Source organism: Enterococcus sp. AZ126, assembly GCF_051714545.1.
Taxonomy (GTDB): Bacteria; Bacillota; Bacilli; order Lactobacillales; family Enterococcaceae; genus Enterococcus_L.
This window is the reverse complement of record NZ_JBIOSB010000001.1, coordinates 2,836,957-2,854,417: the sequence shown is the minus strand read 5'-3', so window position 1 is coordinate 2,854,417 and position 17,461 is coordinate 2,836,957. Positions and strand designations below refer to the sequence as shown.

The 17,461-nt window shown below is 36.7% G+C and carries 11 protein-coding genes and 13 tRNA genes; all 24 read right to left on the bottom strand.

The features are described from left to right. Positions 1 to 8: 8 nt before the first annotated feature. The 24 genes from IGI43_RS13455 to IGI43_RS13340 all read right to left on the bottom strand — a co-directional run bounded on the left by IGI43_RS13455 (position 9) and on the right by IGI43_RS13340 (position 17,428). Positions 9 to 4,307, bottom strand: coding sequence for an isopeptide-forming domain-containing fimbrial protein (locus IGI43_RS13455; RefSeq protein WP_438758291.1), 4,299 nt, complete (start codon positions 4,305 to 4,307; stop codon positions 9 to 11). 213 nt (positions 4,308 to 4,520) lie between these two features. After that, positions 4,521 to 5,210, bottom strand: a complete 690-nt coding sequence (locus IGI43_RS13450) for a winged helix-turn-helix domain-containing protein (RefSeq protein WP_438758290.1) — start codon at positions 5,208 to 5,210, stop codon at positions 4,521 to 4,523. A gap of 872 nt (positions 5,211 to 6,082) precedes the next feature. Then, positions 6,083 to 6,514 (bottom strand): hypothetical protein, encoded by a 432-nt coding sequence (locus tag IGI43_RS13445; protein WP_438758289.1) that lies wholly within the window; start codon positions 6,512 to 6,514, stop codon positions 6,083 to 6,085. A 548-nt stretch (positions 6,515 to 7,062) separates the two neighbouring features. Continuing rightward, entirely contained in the window at positions 7,063 to 8,700 is a 1,638-nt protein-coding gene (locus IGI43_RS13440) for a peptide ABC transporter substrate-binding protein (RefSeq protein WP_438758288.1), read from the bottom strand. 22 nt (positions 8,701 to 8,722) lie between these two features. Continuing rightward, a complete protein-coding gene (locus tag IGI43_RS13435) occupies positions 8,723 to 9,040 on the bottom strand; it encodes a cupin domain-containing protein (RefSeq protein ID WP_438758287.1) in 318 nt (105 codons plus the stop codon). Positions 9,041 to 9,240: 200 nt separating this feature from the next. Then, a complete protein-coding gene (locus tag IGI43_RS13430) occupies positions 9,241 to 9,723 on the bottom strand; it encodes a nucleoside deaminase (RefSeq protein ID WP_438758285.1) in 483 nt (160 codons plus the stop codon). 26 nt (positions 9,724 to 9,749) lie between these two features. Continuing rightward, complete coding sequence (locus IGI43_RS13425) at positions 9,750 to 10,508, bottom strand: tyrosine-protein phosphatase (protein ID WP_438758284.1); 759 nt, start codon at positions 10,506 to 10,508, stop codon at positions 9,750 to 9,752. A 98-nt stretch (positions 10,509 to 10,606) separates the two neighbouring features. Then, positions 10,607 to 11,437: a histidine phosphatase family protein gene (locus tag IGI43_RS13420; protein ID WP_438758282.1), complete on the bottom strand. Its 831-nt coding sequence runs from the start codon at positions 11,435 to 11,437 to the stop codon at positions 10,607 to 10,609. 16 nt (positions 11,438 to 11,453) lie between these two features. Further along, positions 11,454 to 12,887, bottom strand: a complete 1,434-nt coding sequence (locus tag IGI43_RS13415; RefSeq protein ID WP_438758280.1) for a 6-phospho-beta-glucosidase — start codon at positions 12,885 to 12,887, stop codon at positions 11,454 to 11,456. 64 nt (positions 12,888 to 12,951) lie between these two features. Beyond that, positions 12,952 to 14,853, bottom strand: coding sequence for a beta-glucoside-specific PTS transporter subunit IIABC (locus IGI43_RS13410; protein ID WP_438758278.1), 1,902 nt, complete (start codon positions 14,851 to 14,853; stop codon positions 12,952 to 12,954). A 151-nt stretch (positions 14,854 to 15,004) separates the two neighbouring features. Then, positions 15,005 to 15,844 (bottom strand): BglG family transcription antiterminator LicT, encoded by an 840-nt coding sequence (gene licT / locus IGI43_RS13405; protein WP_438758276.1) that lies wholly within the window; start codon positions 15,842 to 15,844, stop codon positions 15,005 to 15,007. A 254-nt stretch (positions 15,845 to 16,098) separates the two neighbouring features. Further along, a tRNA-Glu gene (locus IGI43_RS13400) sits at positions 16,099 to 16,170 on the bottom strand. A gap of 12 nt (positions 16,171 to 16,182) precedes the next feature. Further along, a tRNA-Ile gene (locus IGI43_RS13395) sits at positions 16,183 to 16,256 on the bottom strand. A 12-nt stretch (positions 16,257 to 16,268) separates the two neighbouring features. Beyond that, a tRNA-Gly gene (locus IGI43_RS13390) sits at positions 16,269 to 16,339 on the bottom strand. A 17-nt stretch (positions 16,340 to 16,356) separates the two neighbouring features. Beyond that, positions 16,357 to 16,429: transfer RNA gene (locus IGI43_RS13385), tRNA-Phe, on the bottom strand. Positions 16,430 to 16,442: 13 nt separating this feature from the next. Continuing rightward, a tRNA-Asp gene (locus tag IGI43_RS13380) sits at positions 16,443 to 16,516 on the bottom strand. Between the two features lie 58 nt (positions 16,517 to 16,574). Continuing rightward, positions 16,575 to 16,648: transfer RNA gene (locus IGI43_RS13375), tRNA-Met, on the bottom strand. 117 nt (positions 16,649 to 16,765) lie between these two features. After that, positions 16,766 to 16,855, bottom strand: a tRNA-Ser gene (locus tag IGI43_RS13370). Between the two features lie 18 nt (positions 16,856 to 16,873). Next, positions 16,874 to 16,945, bottom strand: a tRNA-Glu gene (locus IGI43_RS13365). Between the two features lie 9 nt (positions 16,946 to 16,954). Next, positions 16,955 to 17,042, bottom strand: a tRNA-Ser gene (locus tag IGI43_RS13360). 19 nt (positions 17,043 to 17,061) lie between these two features. Beyond that, positions 17,062 to 17,135 (bottom strand) — tRNA-Ile (locus IGI43_RS13355). Between the two features lie 4 nt (positions 17,136 to 17,139). Continuing rightward, positions 17,140 to 17,210 (bottom strand) — tRNA-Gly (locus IGI43_RS13350). 12 nt (positions 17,211 to 17,222) lie between these two features. After that, positions 17,223 to 17,296: transfer RNA gene (locus IGI43_RS13345), tRNA-Asp, on the bottom strand. Positions 17,297 to 17,354: 58 nt separating this feature from the next. Then, a tRNA-Met gene (locus IGI43_RS13340) sits at positions 17,355 to 17,428 on the bottom strand. Positions 17,429 to 17,461: the final 33 nt, after the last annotated feature.

The window sequence follows — 17,461 nt, the reverse complement described above, 5'->3', positions numbered from 1 at the left end:
CTTTACTTTTATGGAGTATCGCCCAATTCCCAAAGGATCTCACCTTGGTAAGTCCCAAGCGTCTTCACATCTTGAGCTGAAGCTTCAAACTTAAATCCGTCACCAGATTCAGACCACGTATCACTAATGTTATAGGTCGTTTCTGATGTTGAAGCATTGGAAGCTTGAATCATGATATCCTGAGCTCCGCCGTTCAATGTGATCTCATTGTTTTTGTAAACGTATTTGAGAGCGCCATCTAACGTATATGCTGGAACGTCTGGATCAGTGCTTGTCATAGGAGTCGTTAATTTGGCCGTTAGTGACCAGCCTTTTTTATTTGCCCGACTGTCTTTCACGACTAAATCTGCTCCTTGATGTTTAGCTGAATTGATACGAGTTGTTTTTCCCTGATATTTTACGCTTCCAAAATCAATTTCTGTTGGTGCAGAAGCTAACTCAAGAACACCAAAGACCGTTCCGCCTGGGCTATCAGCTTTTTTTGAAGTAGCGCTATAGGTTTCGTGTTTTGCATTCGGATCATTGGGTCCTTCAACAAACGGGGTCTCTCTTGGTGAATCACCAACTGCCGTTGCGGTATTACTAACCACTTTTCCTACCGCAGAAGAAGCAACTTTAGCCTTAAAAGTAACCGTAACTGAATCACCTGTAGCTAAATCTCCCAATTTAACTGTTAATAAGCGTGAATCGGAATCATAGGAATAGTCTTTTGGTGTTTCAGCAACGACTCCGCCAATCTTAACTTCAGCTGTTGTAGAATCGAAATCTAATCCTGCTGGAAGGGTATCTTTAATAACTGTATTTGCCCAAAGCGTAGTATAGGCTGCTTCTTTGTTATTTTTAGCTGTTATCGTATACGTCAGAGTATCTCCTACTTGTGTCGTGGCTCCACCAGAAGAAACAACCGTTTTTTCTATCATCGGTTTATCTGGAAGAACATCAGCGACCGTATTCAATGTGGCTGAATCGAATCGATTATCAGTTGTCCCCTTAAGAGCATCATGATACCCAACATAACTATTATAAGTTGTTGGATCCTCATTTAAGTTTCCATCAACACCATCTGGTTCAACCGTATAGCTACTTGGAAGTACATATGATGGTAGTGGCGTAATTTTTGTTGTGTCTTTTAGATAAACTTCTACTTGAGCTGTTTTATCGATATAACTTGGCAAGTTGATTGTCCAATTACCGCCAGCAACAGTGGTTGTCACTGCGTTATTAGCTGTATCTTTCAGCCATTCACCATTGACTTTTACAAAGACTTTAGCGCCATCTTCATCGCTTTTTCCTTTGATCTGTTTTGATGCATTATCTATAGTTGTTGACACAACTGCTTGAGTTGGCGGTGTGACATCGATTGTTGTTACAGTATCTGTAAACCAGAAGTCTCCGTACACAACATCTGTAGGCAAACCAATATGCACATTGTTATCATCTTCAGCAGGCACATCACTTGATCCACGCCAAGCGCGAAGCACATTTACTTTAGTTCCTGTTGGAATAAACGTTTCTCCAGTTGGAAGTAGTGAAGACATATCTGCCTTAAAGATCCCTGCTCTAGCTGCTTCTCCATAGATACTGTATTTACCAGTCTCTCCATCTTGAACCGTTGTACCATATATCTTATGCTTAGTGGAATCATTTGGAAGCTGTACTTCTAATTCTACTTGTACTTCATCTGTCCAAGCATCGCGGAAACCGTCTTTCCCTTCTGGTATGCTAACGTGACCATAAATAAACTTATCCGCGTTTGTTGGGGTACGAACCTCATCTACAATTGGATTAGCATTGTTTCCTGACATCCGCGAGTAGCGATTGATTCCACTATTCCCAAATGAATCTGTTCCAGTATTGAAGGTCGAATCACTTGATGTATCTAGAAGCATATTTGCACCTTTCAAGCTATAGTCCACTAATGTCCATGCTCTAAAAGGATTTCCATCATTTCCATTATTTGCTTCCCCTGATTTAGGTATCCAGAGTGAAACATCTGAATGAACCGATTTAAATGTTGAAGCAGAGCCTGGAGACATCAATGCCTTCCCAGAACCATTATTTCTGAAATCATAATACATCGGTTTATCCAAAACAAAGGTTAAATCTCTGCTGCCATAGGTATTAAAGATTGCACCACTTGACGTATTTCCGACAACTTCAAAGTAAGTTCCTTCAGTCGCAGAGACTGTAATAGGACGCCATGTATCAATTCCAGCACCATTATCTGCTAAAATTTTCACACGACTACCTGGATCTGTTAATGTAAAACTATGCGGTCCGGAATTACTTGAATCGTAGAAGATAATACCTTGATTTCTTCCATCCGTACCCGGTGCCTGCGGTGACCCAGTTCCTTTGTTACGAACTGTAAAATCAGAATTTCCTGATACTAAGATTTTGTTATTAGCACCAAACATTCTGATTCCAGGAGCTCCACCAGCGTTTTTATTAATATTGATTTGTGACTCTCCGGAAACATTAAATGCCATATTCCCATCCAGTCTAAAACGAACTGCACCAGCCAATCCATTACTTTGTCCTTCAGAAGTCATATCAAGAATTGATTGACCGCTAGCGTTAAAACTTCCTCCGCTACTTTGGATCATGACTGCTGGTGTTGCAGTATTTGGCTGTAATGAATGTATTTTAAAATACGCTTTGTTCTCCACATTAAGCGTTGAGTTTGCAGCAGCGATCGATATAATCCCGCCACTATCTGCCGTTTGAGTCGAATTTCCCGATACTTCTAACTTGGTTCCTTCATCTTTAACAGTAATATCCACCTGTGCGCTGGACCTCAAAACATTATTCGATTGACTGTATCCAGTAAATTGAGCCTTATTTTGAACGATCATGTCAGTTCCAGCTGCCGAATTACTAAATATTTGACCAACACTATTGGCATTGATCGTAGAATCATCAACAATAAAACTCATCGTACCTGAAGCATCGATAATATCACTAGTCGTTGTACTCTCTATATTGATATCTGATTTCCCATTGATTACCAGTGAGGAACTCGCAGCACTATTTCGGTAAAAATTCCCCGAAATATTTGTTGGAATATCTATCTTACTGTTATTGATCGTTGTATTTATAGACGTTCCATAAATAAAGTTAGCGATCGTGGCAACTGTAATTGTCGAATTTCTAATGTCCAATTGTGTTGTTGCACCTGTAATATTAAACAAACTTGAAACTTTTTCGACTGTAACATCTGCATTTTCAATTAAGAATTTTCCATTTGCAACAGTTGAAGTAACAAAATTAGCGCCCTCATTGATAACTACAGAAGCTCTATCATTCTCTGTTCCTTGAATATAGACTTCTTTAGCCGTGATCATATTTGTCGCACGAACAATATTTAATACGTTTGTCCCACTAATTGTAACCACACTATTGACAGCCGTAATCAAAGCTCGAGAACTTCCTGACAAGGTGGTTATATTTTCAAAGTTTACTGTCCAATTGTTACTGTTTGCTGCACTGGCGTTAAAAATCGCAGTACCATTATTACCCGTGTATTTTAGATTTTTTACATTTAGCGTGCTACCTGTTGTACTTCCTTGCGCCATTGTGATCGAACGTCCAGTCGTACCTGTGAAATCAATCTCATGACCCTGTCCATCTATTTCCAATGAGGGACGTGCCGCAAGCGAAGGATTCGTCGTAGCTGACATGTTAGCTGCTATAGTGATTTTGTCAACCGTTGGATCAGCTAAAGCAGAGGCAAAGTCAGCCCACAAAGAAACGACTTTAGGATTTACAGGCGCTGCATACACAGAAGTGTTCAAGGCAGCGATTTGTTCAACAGATTTCATTTTTTGTTCTATCACTTTTTCTTCTTTGATTTCAGGTAAATCAAGAGTAACTTTCGCTACTTCACCTGATTTATTTGAAAGTGTGACTTTTCCAGTTTTAGCTTTATTTCCTGCAAATGTCCGAACGAAAAACTGAACAATCAATGGTTCCTTTGACGCTTTTGTCTTGATTGTGAATGAATCTTTAGAAAAGTCGATCAACTCAATCGTAGACAAATCATTTTTAGTTTGTCCTTCTAAAAAATCTTCAACGTAAATTCCGTCTAACCCAGCAGACTTAAAGGTCAACTCCTCATCCTTAGGATTATTGATTATTAATTTGACAGGAATCGATTTTTCATTATCACTGGAGATGTCTCCTCGTTCCAATGAATAATTTTCCGATGCCGCAAGTAAAGGATTAACGCTCTTTAACGAAACATAACCGACAACTGCAACTAATAATAGAAGCAATCCAAAATAGAACCCTTTGTTTTTTATTTTCATTATTTTTCCTCCTTCCCTCAAAAATCATCGTGCTAAAAAGCGCACAAATATATTTCAACTTTTCGATCTAATGCTACATCGTTCTCATTAAATCAAAAAAGAGAAACCTGATTCCCCATACTCCTGTCACCGTCATTGCCTATATTTTTTCAAAGCAAACGCCATGACCTCTTTGTTATTTGATCGATTACATCATTTCATTGAACAGTATTTTTATGCCATCAACTTATATCCCTTTGACCGAACTGTTTTAATATATTTAGGGTGTGCTGCATCTTTTTCAATTTTTTGCCTAAGATGAAAAATAAGATTTGAGACACGATATTGCTTATCATTTCCCTCATTCTTCCAAACATTTTTATAAATTTCTTCATATGAAACTGCCACACCCTGATTTGTTTGCAAAAACTCAATTGTTTTAAATTCTAACTTTGTTAAGTTGATCTCTTCTCCATCCAATAAAACACTAAAGTTGGATGGTCGCAATTGAATCTCAGGTACACTCTCTGTATTCTGTGTATACTTCTCAAATATTGGCGTCATTCGATTGTATCTATTTAATGCATTGATTATTACAAGTTTGCATTCTTCTGGATCGCATTCGTTATCTAGTATGCCATCTGCTCCAAGTTGTAAATATACAATGTGATTCATCTTATTTTCTCGCTGTGAAATCACCCAAATAAAAGTATTTCGTTTTTTCTTTAATAGAATGATCAGTTCACAGATAAGTCCAATATTTTGTGCTTGCTGTTCATTAATGACAATGCCGTCATAATTTCCTATTGTTTCAGCAACTTCATTTTTGTTGACTGGATGTACATGTAACTGAGTATTTTTTAGCGAATCTATGTATTGTTGTTCATCTGTATTATCAAGCAAAACAAATCCTATGTTGTACATGCGTTGTTCTCCCTTTATCTTTTTGTTATTAACTTTTCTTCCTAATCCATAATTTAGTTTTTATAAAAAAAATTTCGATAATTCTATAAACAAGATATAATATTAATATATATTTGAAACTAAAATAAGTTTAATCTATTTTTTTAAACAAGTCTATAGAATTTACATCCTTTTATTTATCATATTTTTGATAAATAATATAAATATTTGAGAATTATGTGAATTTAATGTCGTTTTATTGTCGCTTTTTTTGTGTTTTTTTGATTTTTGTTGATCGAAATATTGATTTATAACAATTCTTTATGATAAAACACTTTTTTCATTCCTAAGTTACAATAATTAGAAAGGAGAGAGAAAATGAATAGGAGAAAGATATTTAAACTCCTTATCATTATTTTTAATAAAGAAAAAAAATTGATTATTGATAGATTTTATAGAATTCGAAGTATTAGTATTCGTAGAATAGAGTTAGTCTACCTAATTCGTGGTCCTTACGATGAATGTATTGCTCATCCTAGATCATCGTTTTTTTATGCAGAGACGTTAAAAATACTCATGAAATAGATACTGTATTGGATTTTTTGATCAACAGATAATTATATAAAAAAAGGACTGGCATCTAACTCAATGAGTTAAATGCCAGTCCTTTAAACCCTAACTAACGGTAATAAAAAAGAATGTTTTTAAAAAATAAATACTGTTTCCCACTCTCATTTTTGAAACTATCAACTAGTTAAAAATTTCAAAATGAATAAAATGAATGCTTGATGATATTCCACACTAATTATTTTAACTAAATATCTTTTTTCAAAAATATTTTACAAATTTTTACTATATTCGCTTGTCATTAACGGTCTTTTGGATGCACCTTATTACATTTTATGGACACTGTGCGCACTTTGAATACCGCCACATGCTTCTTTACATGCTTGATTAATTAATCTAAACGAACTTTCAGTACCATTTACGCCACGTTTATACTTAATCTCATCAATTACCTCGCATTGTTCATTTAATGCTTCTAACCAAAAATAAATTCCTTCTTTATAAGTATCTAAGCCTTCTAACAAGATTTTCGTTGCTTCTTTTTCTCCATAAAATACTAAGTTTTTTCTAAAACTTGCTTCTTCTATAAAGAAACGGTTAACGTTGCTGCGGCAAAATAAATACGTATCTTTACCTCTTCTGTTAATTGCTTGGCTACAGCTGTTCTCTTGTACTTCCTTAGAAATGGCATTAAAAATCTCGTTGTAGACTTCAACCCGTTGCATTACTGACAAAATCATATCTGTATAACTATACATAATGCTCTCTCCTCCCATAACTAAGCAGCTAAAAACGCTGACTTATATTTATTATAGTATCTCTCGTTCGCTTATATCAAGTAATATGCTATAAAAATGAAAAAAATTTGTCATTTTTTTCATTCCTATGTCTATTTTTTTTCTACTTTAAAACAAAAAAAAGCCCATTAACCAGTGTTTTAAGGGGACTTTAGCGGTTTTTCTTTTATTTTTTATCACTTCTACGCTCTTATTTTTTTAGTTTTCATATTAAGTGGATTTTCTGCATGTTTTCTATATTAAATATTTTAATTATGTTAATTTATGATAAATAAGAAAAATGTTTTGACTGAAATATGCACATCAGTAAAAAACACTCGAGTGACGATAGTTAGTATAGCTTGTACATTTAAAACATATCTGCGTTTTGAAATGTACTAATCGCAGCTCTAGACTTGGGATAATTAAACGCATTATGATTATGGTACCTTCTTAAAGAAACAAGTATTAAATAGATAAACATAGAGTTTGCAGCAAAACCAATCTTTCGTTTTGCTGCAAACTCTATGTTATTTTGCTTCTTTATAAATATTTTTCAATGTTAATGGTGCCGCAAACGTATGATAGTTGACACCTTTAATCTGTTCATTTTGTAAAACTGATTGCTGATTTTGGCTGATGATAATCATTCCCGCCGTATTTTTAATCCCTTCTTTTTCGGCAGCAATCAAAGTCTCCCAGCGCATTTTTTGATCAGTCGCATATTTTTGTGAAGCCTCATCCAATAACTTATCGTACTTATCATTTGAGTAATTACGATCATTTCCTGTTCGTAACATATTTAATGTAGAAATTGGATCTTGATAATCTGGTGTCCAGTAAATTAAGAACATATCGTAGTCACTCTCACGACTAAGATTTAATGCTGTTTCTGTTGGTAAGGCCGTCACATTAATTGTTAAACCAGTAAATAGTTTTTCTAGACTCCCTTGAAGACTCTCACCCATTTTTTTATAGGATCCATCATCGGTCACCATTAAATCTAGGGTGATTTTATCGCCTAATTCTTTTTTAGCTAATGCCCAATATTTCAAAGCCTCTTCTTTGTCATACTTCATCAAATCGCCAGCTTCTTCTCTGAAATCTACGCCTGTTTCAGGATTACTTACAAAACCTTCAGTAACAGCTCCATACAATGGTTTTGAGCCATCTGCAATAATATTATTGACTAGATTCTCTTTATCTATGCCAAGCGCCAAAGCTTTTCTCAGATTTTCATTTTTCAACGGAGTATCTTTGTCTTTACGTTTTTGGTTTAAACGAATGTAGTTCATCGTGGCTGTCGGATAAGAGTGATAGTCGGGATTGTTTTGATTTTGCTTCGCCAACTCTCCAGTGACTGTTGCTATATCTAACTGTCCATCTTCAAAAAGATTCAGAGCTGTCGAGGCTTCTTTGACAACTTCATAATGAATATTATCTGATTTTACATCTGAATGACCCCAGTATTTTTCATTTTTCTTCAAATCCCAGCTTAAATCTGTTTGCTTCCAATTTTCAACAGTAAATGGTCCATTGTAAATAACATTCTCACTTGCTGTTCCATAGTTTGTGCCCATTTTTTCAACAAATTTTTGATTTTGCGGGAAAAATGTTGGAAAAGCTAGAACTGAGGTGAAGTAGGGTTTTGCTTCTTTTAGTTTTATTTCCAGTGTTTGATCGTCAGTTGCTTTTACACCTAGTTCATCGACTGACTTTTTACCTTCTGAAATTTCTTCGGCATTTAAAATTGTATCTGCCACTAAAAAACTATACACATAGCCATTTTTAGGATCGATCATTTTTTTCCATGCGTATTCGAAATCTGCTGCCGTAACAGGATCATCATTACTCCATTTGGCATCATCTCTTAGTTTGATTGTATAGGTTTTGCCATCTTCAGAAATTTTTGGCAGTTCCTTTGCTGCTGCTGGAATTAGTTGATCGTTGTCATCTAGCGCATACAATCCTTCAAATGCTGCTGTTTGGACAATCGCATCTGGAAAATCTAGCATAACAGATGTATCCAATGTAGTTAATTCTGAAGGTGACATTAGGTTTACTGGTTCTGTTTTTTGTGTTTGTTTTACTTCTTTACCACCAGAACATCCCGAAATGATGGTCATTATCAATGTTAGCCCGATAATTGATTTCACTACTTTTTTCATATGTTTCTCCTTTATGTTTGCTTTAAATACGTTCAACTAGCAACCAAACGACAACTGCTGCTTCATCTCCGTCGTTATAATTGATATGTCCTTCCCCAGCTTCAATCAGCTGAGCATCACCAGGTTTCCCTACTAAATCTTGTCCGTCTTCTAAAATCGTATGAGCTTGACCCGAAACAACATAAGAATATTCATCTTGATCATGTCTAGCAAAACCTTCCAATGGTCTTTTTTCTCCTGGTTGTAAGATAACGACACCCATCTGGACATTTTTATTCGGCTGATTTTCTGCATCAAAAAAAATCGTCATTTCTTGTGGCAGTGATGGTTTAATGATCATACTTTATGGCAACTCCTTTTATTATATATATGATTTCATTAATTATTGACTTATCTGTCTAATAAGTCAATAACATTTTTGAAAATTCTGACACTTTATTCGATTTTGGAAAATGAAGTATTAAAAATTACAACATGGGACAAAATTTAAAGTCTATTTTGCCCCATGCGTATAACAGTATTGATTTTAACTATTTTTATCTACACCCAAAAACCTTGATGAACAGCTGCAGCCGCTTGCTCAACTTCTGGAAATGGTCCAATTATTTGAATATTTTTTTGCCCGTGACGCAATATTTGTTTTGAAGGCAAATCAAATGTTGGATTCTGCTCATTGTTGCCTGTCAATTCTAACAAACGTTTCTCGGTCATTGCATACACAATTTTCCCGATATTTCCCCAATAAATTGTTCCTGTACACATTGCGCATGGTTCAGCTGTAGTATACAGTGTACACTCCCATAAAAAATCCTTGCTATATTTTTGCGATGCTTTTGCTGCAAGTGTTGTCTCAGCATGTCCAGTACAGATATTTTCTGTTATTTCGATATTTTCTTGTTCTAAAAGAATTGTTCCTTCTTTATCAGTCAGCAAGGCTCCAAAGGGTGTGTTACCATGATCACGGGCATTCTGAGAAATTTCAATGCAACGCTTCAATCGTTCAATATGCAAACGTTTCGCCATAACTGATCCCTCTTCTTTCCGTACTTTTAATCAACAAAGCGATGATTAAATGCGTCTTTCGTCATTTTATCAACACCAATGGCTTGTTTTAAATAAGCAGAAACATCACCATATTGCTTTTCAACGGTCTGATAGAAATTATCTAAATAGCTGCTCTCTACATTTAATGCAACATGTAAAGCTTCTAAATTCGCCTTCTCTAATTGTGCTTTTTTGGCTTGTTCCAAGATTTGTGCATTTTCTTTTTTCCTTAAGTCATTTGTTAATAAGTAATCTTTGTAAATAGCCTCTCTTGGTACATCAAGTGTTTCTAATACTAACAATGCCGCAATTCCTGTACGATCTTTTCCCGCAAAACAATGGAATAAAATACTTTCTTGATTTGGCAAAGCTAAGATTTCTTCAAAAAATTTAGTATAACCTTTTTGAGAAGTTGTGTTTAAGGCAATATCGGCATACAATTTTTCCATATACGAAGCTGATTTCTCTGGTGAACCGATTTTCACAAAATCTTCGATCGATGCCCCTTCATCTTGTATGTCTTCCAAAATATCGATATGTATGTACTCTGCTTTAGGAACAGACATATCTGGTCTTTCTTCTACTTCAGCGTCACTTCTCAAATCAATGATTTTACCTAAACGATACGTTGTTTCCAAACGTTGTTCATCTTCTTTTGTTAAATTAGACAACTCGCCTGATCTTAAAAAAATGTTTTTCTTGATTTGTTTTCCTTCTTTATTTTTGATACCGCCGATATCACGAAAATTTGTAATAGTCACCATAATTTTTGTCTCTTTTCTTTTTGCTCTTATTATACACAAAATTCGATCAAAAGTGTTTCTTTGATCGAATTTTTGCTTATTAATTAACGATTTTTAGTTTATTCTTTATTATTTTTTTGTCCTGCTTCAACATAACTTAAGTCATTGACTTTATCTAACGTGTATTTTCCATCTTTATATTTTACAGTACAAACACTCGCGTTTTTTAATCCGCCTTCTGGTATTTTATAATCATCGAATAAAGTATCAAGTAACGCAGAGATACTCAATCCATGTGAAGCAATCAATACATTTCCAGACCCTTCATTCTTCATTTCTTTTTCAACAATGTCATCTAAACCTGCTTTAAGCCTAGTAGTGATTGTCTTATAGTCTTCTGCTGGCCAATTGATTTTTGCTTCTTCTACATTTTTTGCATCTAATTTAGCCACACTATTGGCAAATGATTCTGGCGTCATATTTTTCAAGAATTCCTCTAAAGTAACACCTTGATCGTCTGCTATATCTTGCCACATAGTGTGATTCAAATCACCTTCGTATGTTCCAAAGTTGAACTCTCTCAAGCGTTCATCCGTAATTACTTTTAAGTCTGATGATTTTTCATTTTCTTTCACGATTAGATTAGCTGTTTGGATGGCACGACCGCTGTCACTACTATATGCATTTTGGAAATCGATATCTTTCAGCCCAACACCTGCCGCTGTCACAACTTCTTCACCTGCTTTAGTTAAGACTGCATCCGACCAGCCTTGGACACGATCCGTTGTATTTAACATCGTTTTCCCATGGCGAACGATGTACAACGTCAACTCTTCTGGTGCTTTTTTAGTAGATGAGCTATCGTCTTTTTGAGCGTTTCCGTTACCACACCCAGCTACCATTACTAAACCTAACATTAAAACCCCTAATATTTTTCCTATCTTTTTCATAAAATTTCCTCCTTTTTTATTCGTTCGTCAATTCTTCCCCATTTGTAGCAATAACTTTTTTATACCAATCAAATGATTTTTTCTTCGAGCGTTTCAATGTACCCTTTCCATCATTATCTCGATCGACATAGATGAAGCCATAGCGTTTTTTCATCTCTCCTGTTCCAGCTGAAACAAGATCGATACAGCCCCACGTTGTATAACCTAATAAATCTACTCCATCCAGTTCAACCGCATCTTTCATGGCTTGGATGTGTGCGGCTAGATACTCGATCCGATAATCATCGATCACATTTCCATTTTCATCTGGCGTATCCACGGCACCTAAGCCGTTTTCAACAATAAATAGTGGTTTTTGATAACGATCATACAAGTCATTCATCGTGGTACGCAATCCAAGTGGATCGATCTGCCAGCCCCATTCACTTGCTTCTAAATACGGATTTTTCACTGAGGCAAAGATATTTCCAGCTGTTTGTTCATTGATTGCCGGATCTGTTGATTGGACCCGTGATGAATAATAAGAAAATGAAATAAAATCAACGGTATGCTCTTTTAATAAGTCTAAATCGCCCTCTTCGATTGGTAATTCAATCCCTGCCCGTTCTAATTCTTTCAACGCATACGCTGGATATTCTCCACGAGATTGGACATCGATAAAGAAGAAATTCTCACGATCTGCTTGACGAGCTGCCCAAACATCTTCTGGTTTACAGGTATACGCATAGTTTGTACCAGCCGCTAACATACAGCCTACTTGGTTTTCTGGATCGACTTCATGTGCGATTTTGGTCGCAATGGCACTCGCCAATAATTCATGATGTGCGGCTTGGTATTTCACTTGTTCTTTGTTTTCGCCTTCTTCAAAATAAAGCCCTGCGCCCATAAATGGTGCATGTAAAATCATGTTGATTTCGTTGAACGTCAACCAGTATTTTACTAAGCCTTTGTAGCGATTGAAGATCACGTTACATAGATTTTCATAAAACCCGACTAATTCACGACTGCGCCATGCACCATATTTTTCGACGAGATGCATCGGACAATCAAAATGTGTGATCGTTACAAGAGGCTCTATCCCATGTTTATGGCATTCTTTGAACAACTCTTCATAGAACTTCAATCCTTCTTCATTCGGCTCTGTTTCGTCTCCTAGAGGGAAAATACGACTCCAGGCAATCGATAGACGATAGGTTTTAAAGCCCATTTCGCCAAATAACGCAATATCTTCTTTATAACGGTGATACATGTCGATTGCATTTTGCGCTGGGTAAAAATGTTCGTCATCAAATTCAAACATCTTTTTCTCTCCAGTGATCACTGGAAAACGATCTGGTCCCACTGGCGCTAGATCTACGTTAGCTAAGCCTCGGCCGCCTTCATTATAGCCCCCTTCACATTGATTGGCCGCTGTTGCGCCGCCCCATAAAAAGTCTTTTCTAAATGCCATATCAAAATCCCTTTCTTTTATAAGTTTGCAGTAAAACCGATCAAACTTTGTTCTCAACTATTTTTTAAGTTAATCCCGTAATTAATGTATCGTTTGAGGTCACTTCTCGTTCTTGTGTTTCTACGATATCTAAATAGTCATCAGTATTTGTCACAATAACTGGCGTTTCCACACTGTAGCCAGCTGCTTTGATTGCCTCTATGTCAAAAGTAACTAAAACTTGCCCTTTTTTCACTTTATCACCTTGTGCTACTTTTCCCTCAAAACCATTTCCTTCTAACTGAACCGTATCCATACCGATATGAATTAACAATTCCATCCCTTGATCAGATATTAAGCCAATCGCGTGCAGTGTCGGAAAGAGTGTCATAACGGTTCCATCGAATGGTGCTCTAACAACACCTTCTGTCGGTTCAATTAAAATGCCTTTTCCTAAAGCACCTTGAGCAAACGCTTGATCACTTGCTTTGCTTAAAGGAAGAACACGCCCTTTAACTGGGCTCAAAACAGCTTCTTTAATTGCTTTTTGCGCTTTTTTATTTTCCGTTATTTCTTCTACGACTGTATCATCTTTCCAGAAAAAGAACGTTAATCCAAAGCCGATACCAGCTGATATTAATATTGCTACAAACGAATGAATCATACCGCTCGCATTATCACCATTGATAAAGTTTAAAACACCGAAGATACCCAATCCACCCATGGTATAAGATGTTACAGTATTGATCATCAAATAGAATCCGCCAGCTGCTCCTCCGATCATTGAAAAGATAAATGGCGTTTTTTTAGGTAAAGTAATACCGTAAATTGCTGGTTCAGTTACTCCGAAGATACCTGAAATAATGGCTGGTGGACATAACGCTTTCATTTTCGTATCTTTCAATTTGAAAAACATTGCCATTACTACAGCTGTTTGAGCAAAACTTGCGCCAAAAGAACCGACTAATACTTGACTTGCTCCTTCTTGAGTAATCTGCATGATCGCAAGTGGCACAACACTCCAGTGTAATCCAAAAATAACCAAGACTTGCCAGAAGAAACCAAGAATAATGCCATATAATGCTGGTGAAAAGCCCATCAAAGATTGGAATCCAGCACTTAGTAAATCGGTCAACAAGCTGATGATCGGACCAATTACTAAAAAACCAACAGGTAATGCAATCAGTAATACAAAGAATGGTACCAAAAATGTTTGAACAACTTCAGGAATAAGTTTCTTGAAGAGTTTTTGAATTTGCGCTGCAAAAGCAACGATAAAGATGATCGGTACAACACTACTTGTATACCCAGCACCAACCCACGGAATACCTAAAAACGTGTCATAAGCGGGTAATCCTAACAAACTATATGGTGCTGCTGCACCTGCTCCTGCTGTTGTTTCAAAAGCCGCTTGCAAGGCACTTCCTTGTACTGTTGGATAACAAAGTGCTGCCCCAATAACAATTCCCACCATTGGGTTTAAATTGAATTTTCTAGCCGCTGTATAGCCTAGAATCACTGGCATGAAGTAGAAGATTGCATCACCAATACCATTTAACATTGTATACGTTCCAGAAGTAGCTGAATATAATTTCAAAAAAACAAGTAAGGCATTTAGACCTTTCACCATACCAGCTGCAGCTAATGCACCTAAGAATGGTTGGAAACAGCCACTTAAAATATCGATCAATCGATTAAACAAATTTCCACCAGACGATTCTTGCTCTGCATCCGCTGAAATCCCAGCAATGGTTACAACGTCTTCATACACTGCAGGTACATGATTCCCGATTACTACCTGATATTGTCCACCACTCTTCATTACAGTAACAACACCGTCCATATTTTTTAGAACATCGTCATTTGCTTTTGATTCATCTTTCAATTTAAAACGTAAGCGTGTAATACAATGTGTCAAACTATTAATATTTTCTTTCCCACCTACATTACTAACAATTTTTTCTGCTAAATCATGATATTTTCCCATTTTTTTGTTCCTCCAAAGTTTAGTTTTTTTCACTCTATTACTTTTGAAGGTTTAGCCAACTTAATGTCACTATCCAAAAGGGTCCTGCTGTACCAGTTCTTCTCTTCTATCCACCTTTCCATTAAGACTAATCTATTAAATCAATAATCCACTAGTGATTTGTTTGTACTACACGTGCAATGTGAATAATCAAATACATCTTTTCTTCCTTTGATATCCTATAACAATAGCTTTCAGTCAAAAAATCAGCAATTTTATTCACACAATTATATGCATTACAATATTTTTTTTTAATTACTTCATATAGTTCTCCATCATCTTCATCATGAAATTCTTTATGATTCAATAAACGATAAGCAAAAAATTTTAAATGAGTACTAAAACGATAAAAATAAACAGAGTCTTCATTAAAAGTAATTTTGAAATGGTATTTAACGATGTTCGTAATCTCTTGCATGATTTTTGTTAATTCATAAACATTGCCAACTTCTTCATCCATTTCTGCATTGACTAGATGCAAAGCAATAAAACCAGCTTCATCTTCTGGCAATTGCACATCGAACTTCTCTTTGACCATCTCAACTGCCTTATTCCCAATAAAATATTCATCAGAAAAAAAACGCTTGATGTCCCATAATAGAAAATTCTTTACTTCGATTCCTTGCTTCATTCGCTCTAGTGCTGTATGCAGATGATCCGTTAAAGAAATAAAAATTGTATCATTTAGCTTTCTGCCAAGTTTCGTTTTTGCATATTTGATAATCTCATCTGACAGCTGCATCACTTCTAACGGTAGTTCTCCCAATAGTTCTTGGAATTTTAATGAAGTATCCTGATTCGCTAAACGAAATACTTGATCTACTCGCTCCTCTTCAATGAAATCTCCTATTTTTCTTTTAAATGCAATACCACGTCCCATCACAATTTGCTCTTGTTCATTCACATCTAACGTAATCACAACATTATTATTCAAAATTTTTTGAATAATCATTTCTTCGCTCCCTTCATTATGCTCAACTCCTTTAATTGTAAAAAAGAAAAACCCAACCTTTCCAAAAAAGAAGATACTCTCCCTCTTTAGAAAAATTAGGTTTAGCTTGTATTTAAACAATCACTATCCAGATATTCACTTATTCTGTACAAGCATAGAATACCTTATTATAGTAGCATTGTCAACGTTTTCATAAAATATTTTATAAACAATAAAAAAACATTTTGCAAAAGAAGCAAAATGTTTTAAAATCATGACCCGTACGGGAATCGAACCCGTGATACCGCCGTGAAAGGGCGGTGTCTTAACCGCTTGACCAACGGGCCATTTAAAAATTATGGGCCTAAATGGACTCGAACCATCGACCTCACGCTTATCAGGCGTGCGCTCTAACCAGCTGAGCTATAGGCCCTTAAAGAAAAAAAGCGGGTGACGAGAATCGAACTCGCGACAACAGCTTGGAAGGCTGTGGTTTTACCACTAAACTACACCCGCATGTTTCTTCTTTCAAATGGCGCAAGACAGAATCGAACTGCCGACACACGGAGCTTCAATCCGTTGCTCTACCAACTGAGCTACTGCGCCAAAAAACTATAAACGGTCTGGACGGGACTCGAACCCGCGACCTCCTGCGTGACAGGCAGGCATTCTAACCAGCTGAACTACCAAACCAATAGTAAAAGTGTTACGTCACTATCTTATTTAGCTTTTAATTACTACTTAAAAGCAATTGCGGGGACAGGATTTGAACCTACGACCTTCGGGTTATGAGCCCGACGAGCTACCTGACTGCTCCACCCCGCGATAATATATAGTCTCTATATGACTATAAAAAATGATGATTCTTAGTAAGGTTATTTCTCTCACTATATTCGACAAGTACTAATCACCATAATGCTAAAGCATCGTAATTCTTAGTAAAGGAGGATAAGGGATTCGAACCCTTGCACGGTTTTACCCGCCTGACGGTTTTCAAGACCGTTCCCTTCAGCCGGACTTGGGTAATCCTCCGGAATAACTATTAAATCATGACCCGTACGGGAATCGAACCCGTGATACCGCCGTGAAAGGGCGGTGTCTTAACCGCTTGACCAACGGGCCGCTATGAAACGGAGAAGGAGGGATTTGAACCCTCGCGCCGGTTTCCCGACCTACACCCTTAGCAGGGGCGCCTCTTCAGCCACTTGAGTACTTCCCCAAGAAAATAATTTGAAAAATGGGCCTAAATGGACTCGAACCATCGACCTCACGCTTATCAGGCGTGCGCTCTAACCAGCTGAGCTATAGGCCCATAAAGCGGGTGACGAGAATCGAACTCGCGACAACAGCTTGGAAGGCTGTGGTTTTACCACTAAACTACACCCGCAAAACTTCAAAACGGTCTGGACGGGACTCGAACCCGCGACCTCCTGCGTGACAGGCAGGCATTCTAACCAGCTGAACTACCAAACCAATAGTAAAAGTGTTGCGTCACTATCTTATTTAGCTTTTAATTACTACTTAAAAGCAATTGCGGGGGCAGGATTTGAACCTACGACCTTCGGGTTATGAGCCCGACGAGCTACCTGACTGCTCCACCCCGCGATAATATATAGTCTATATGACTATAAAAGAGTG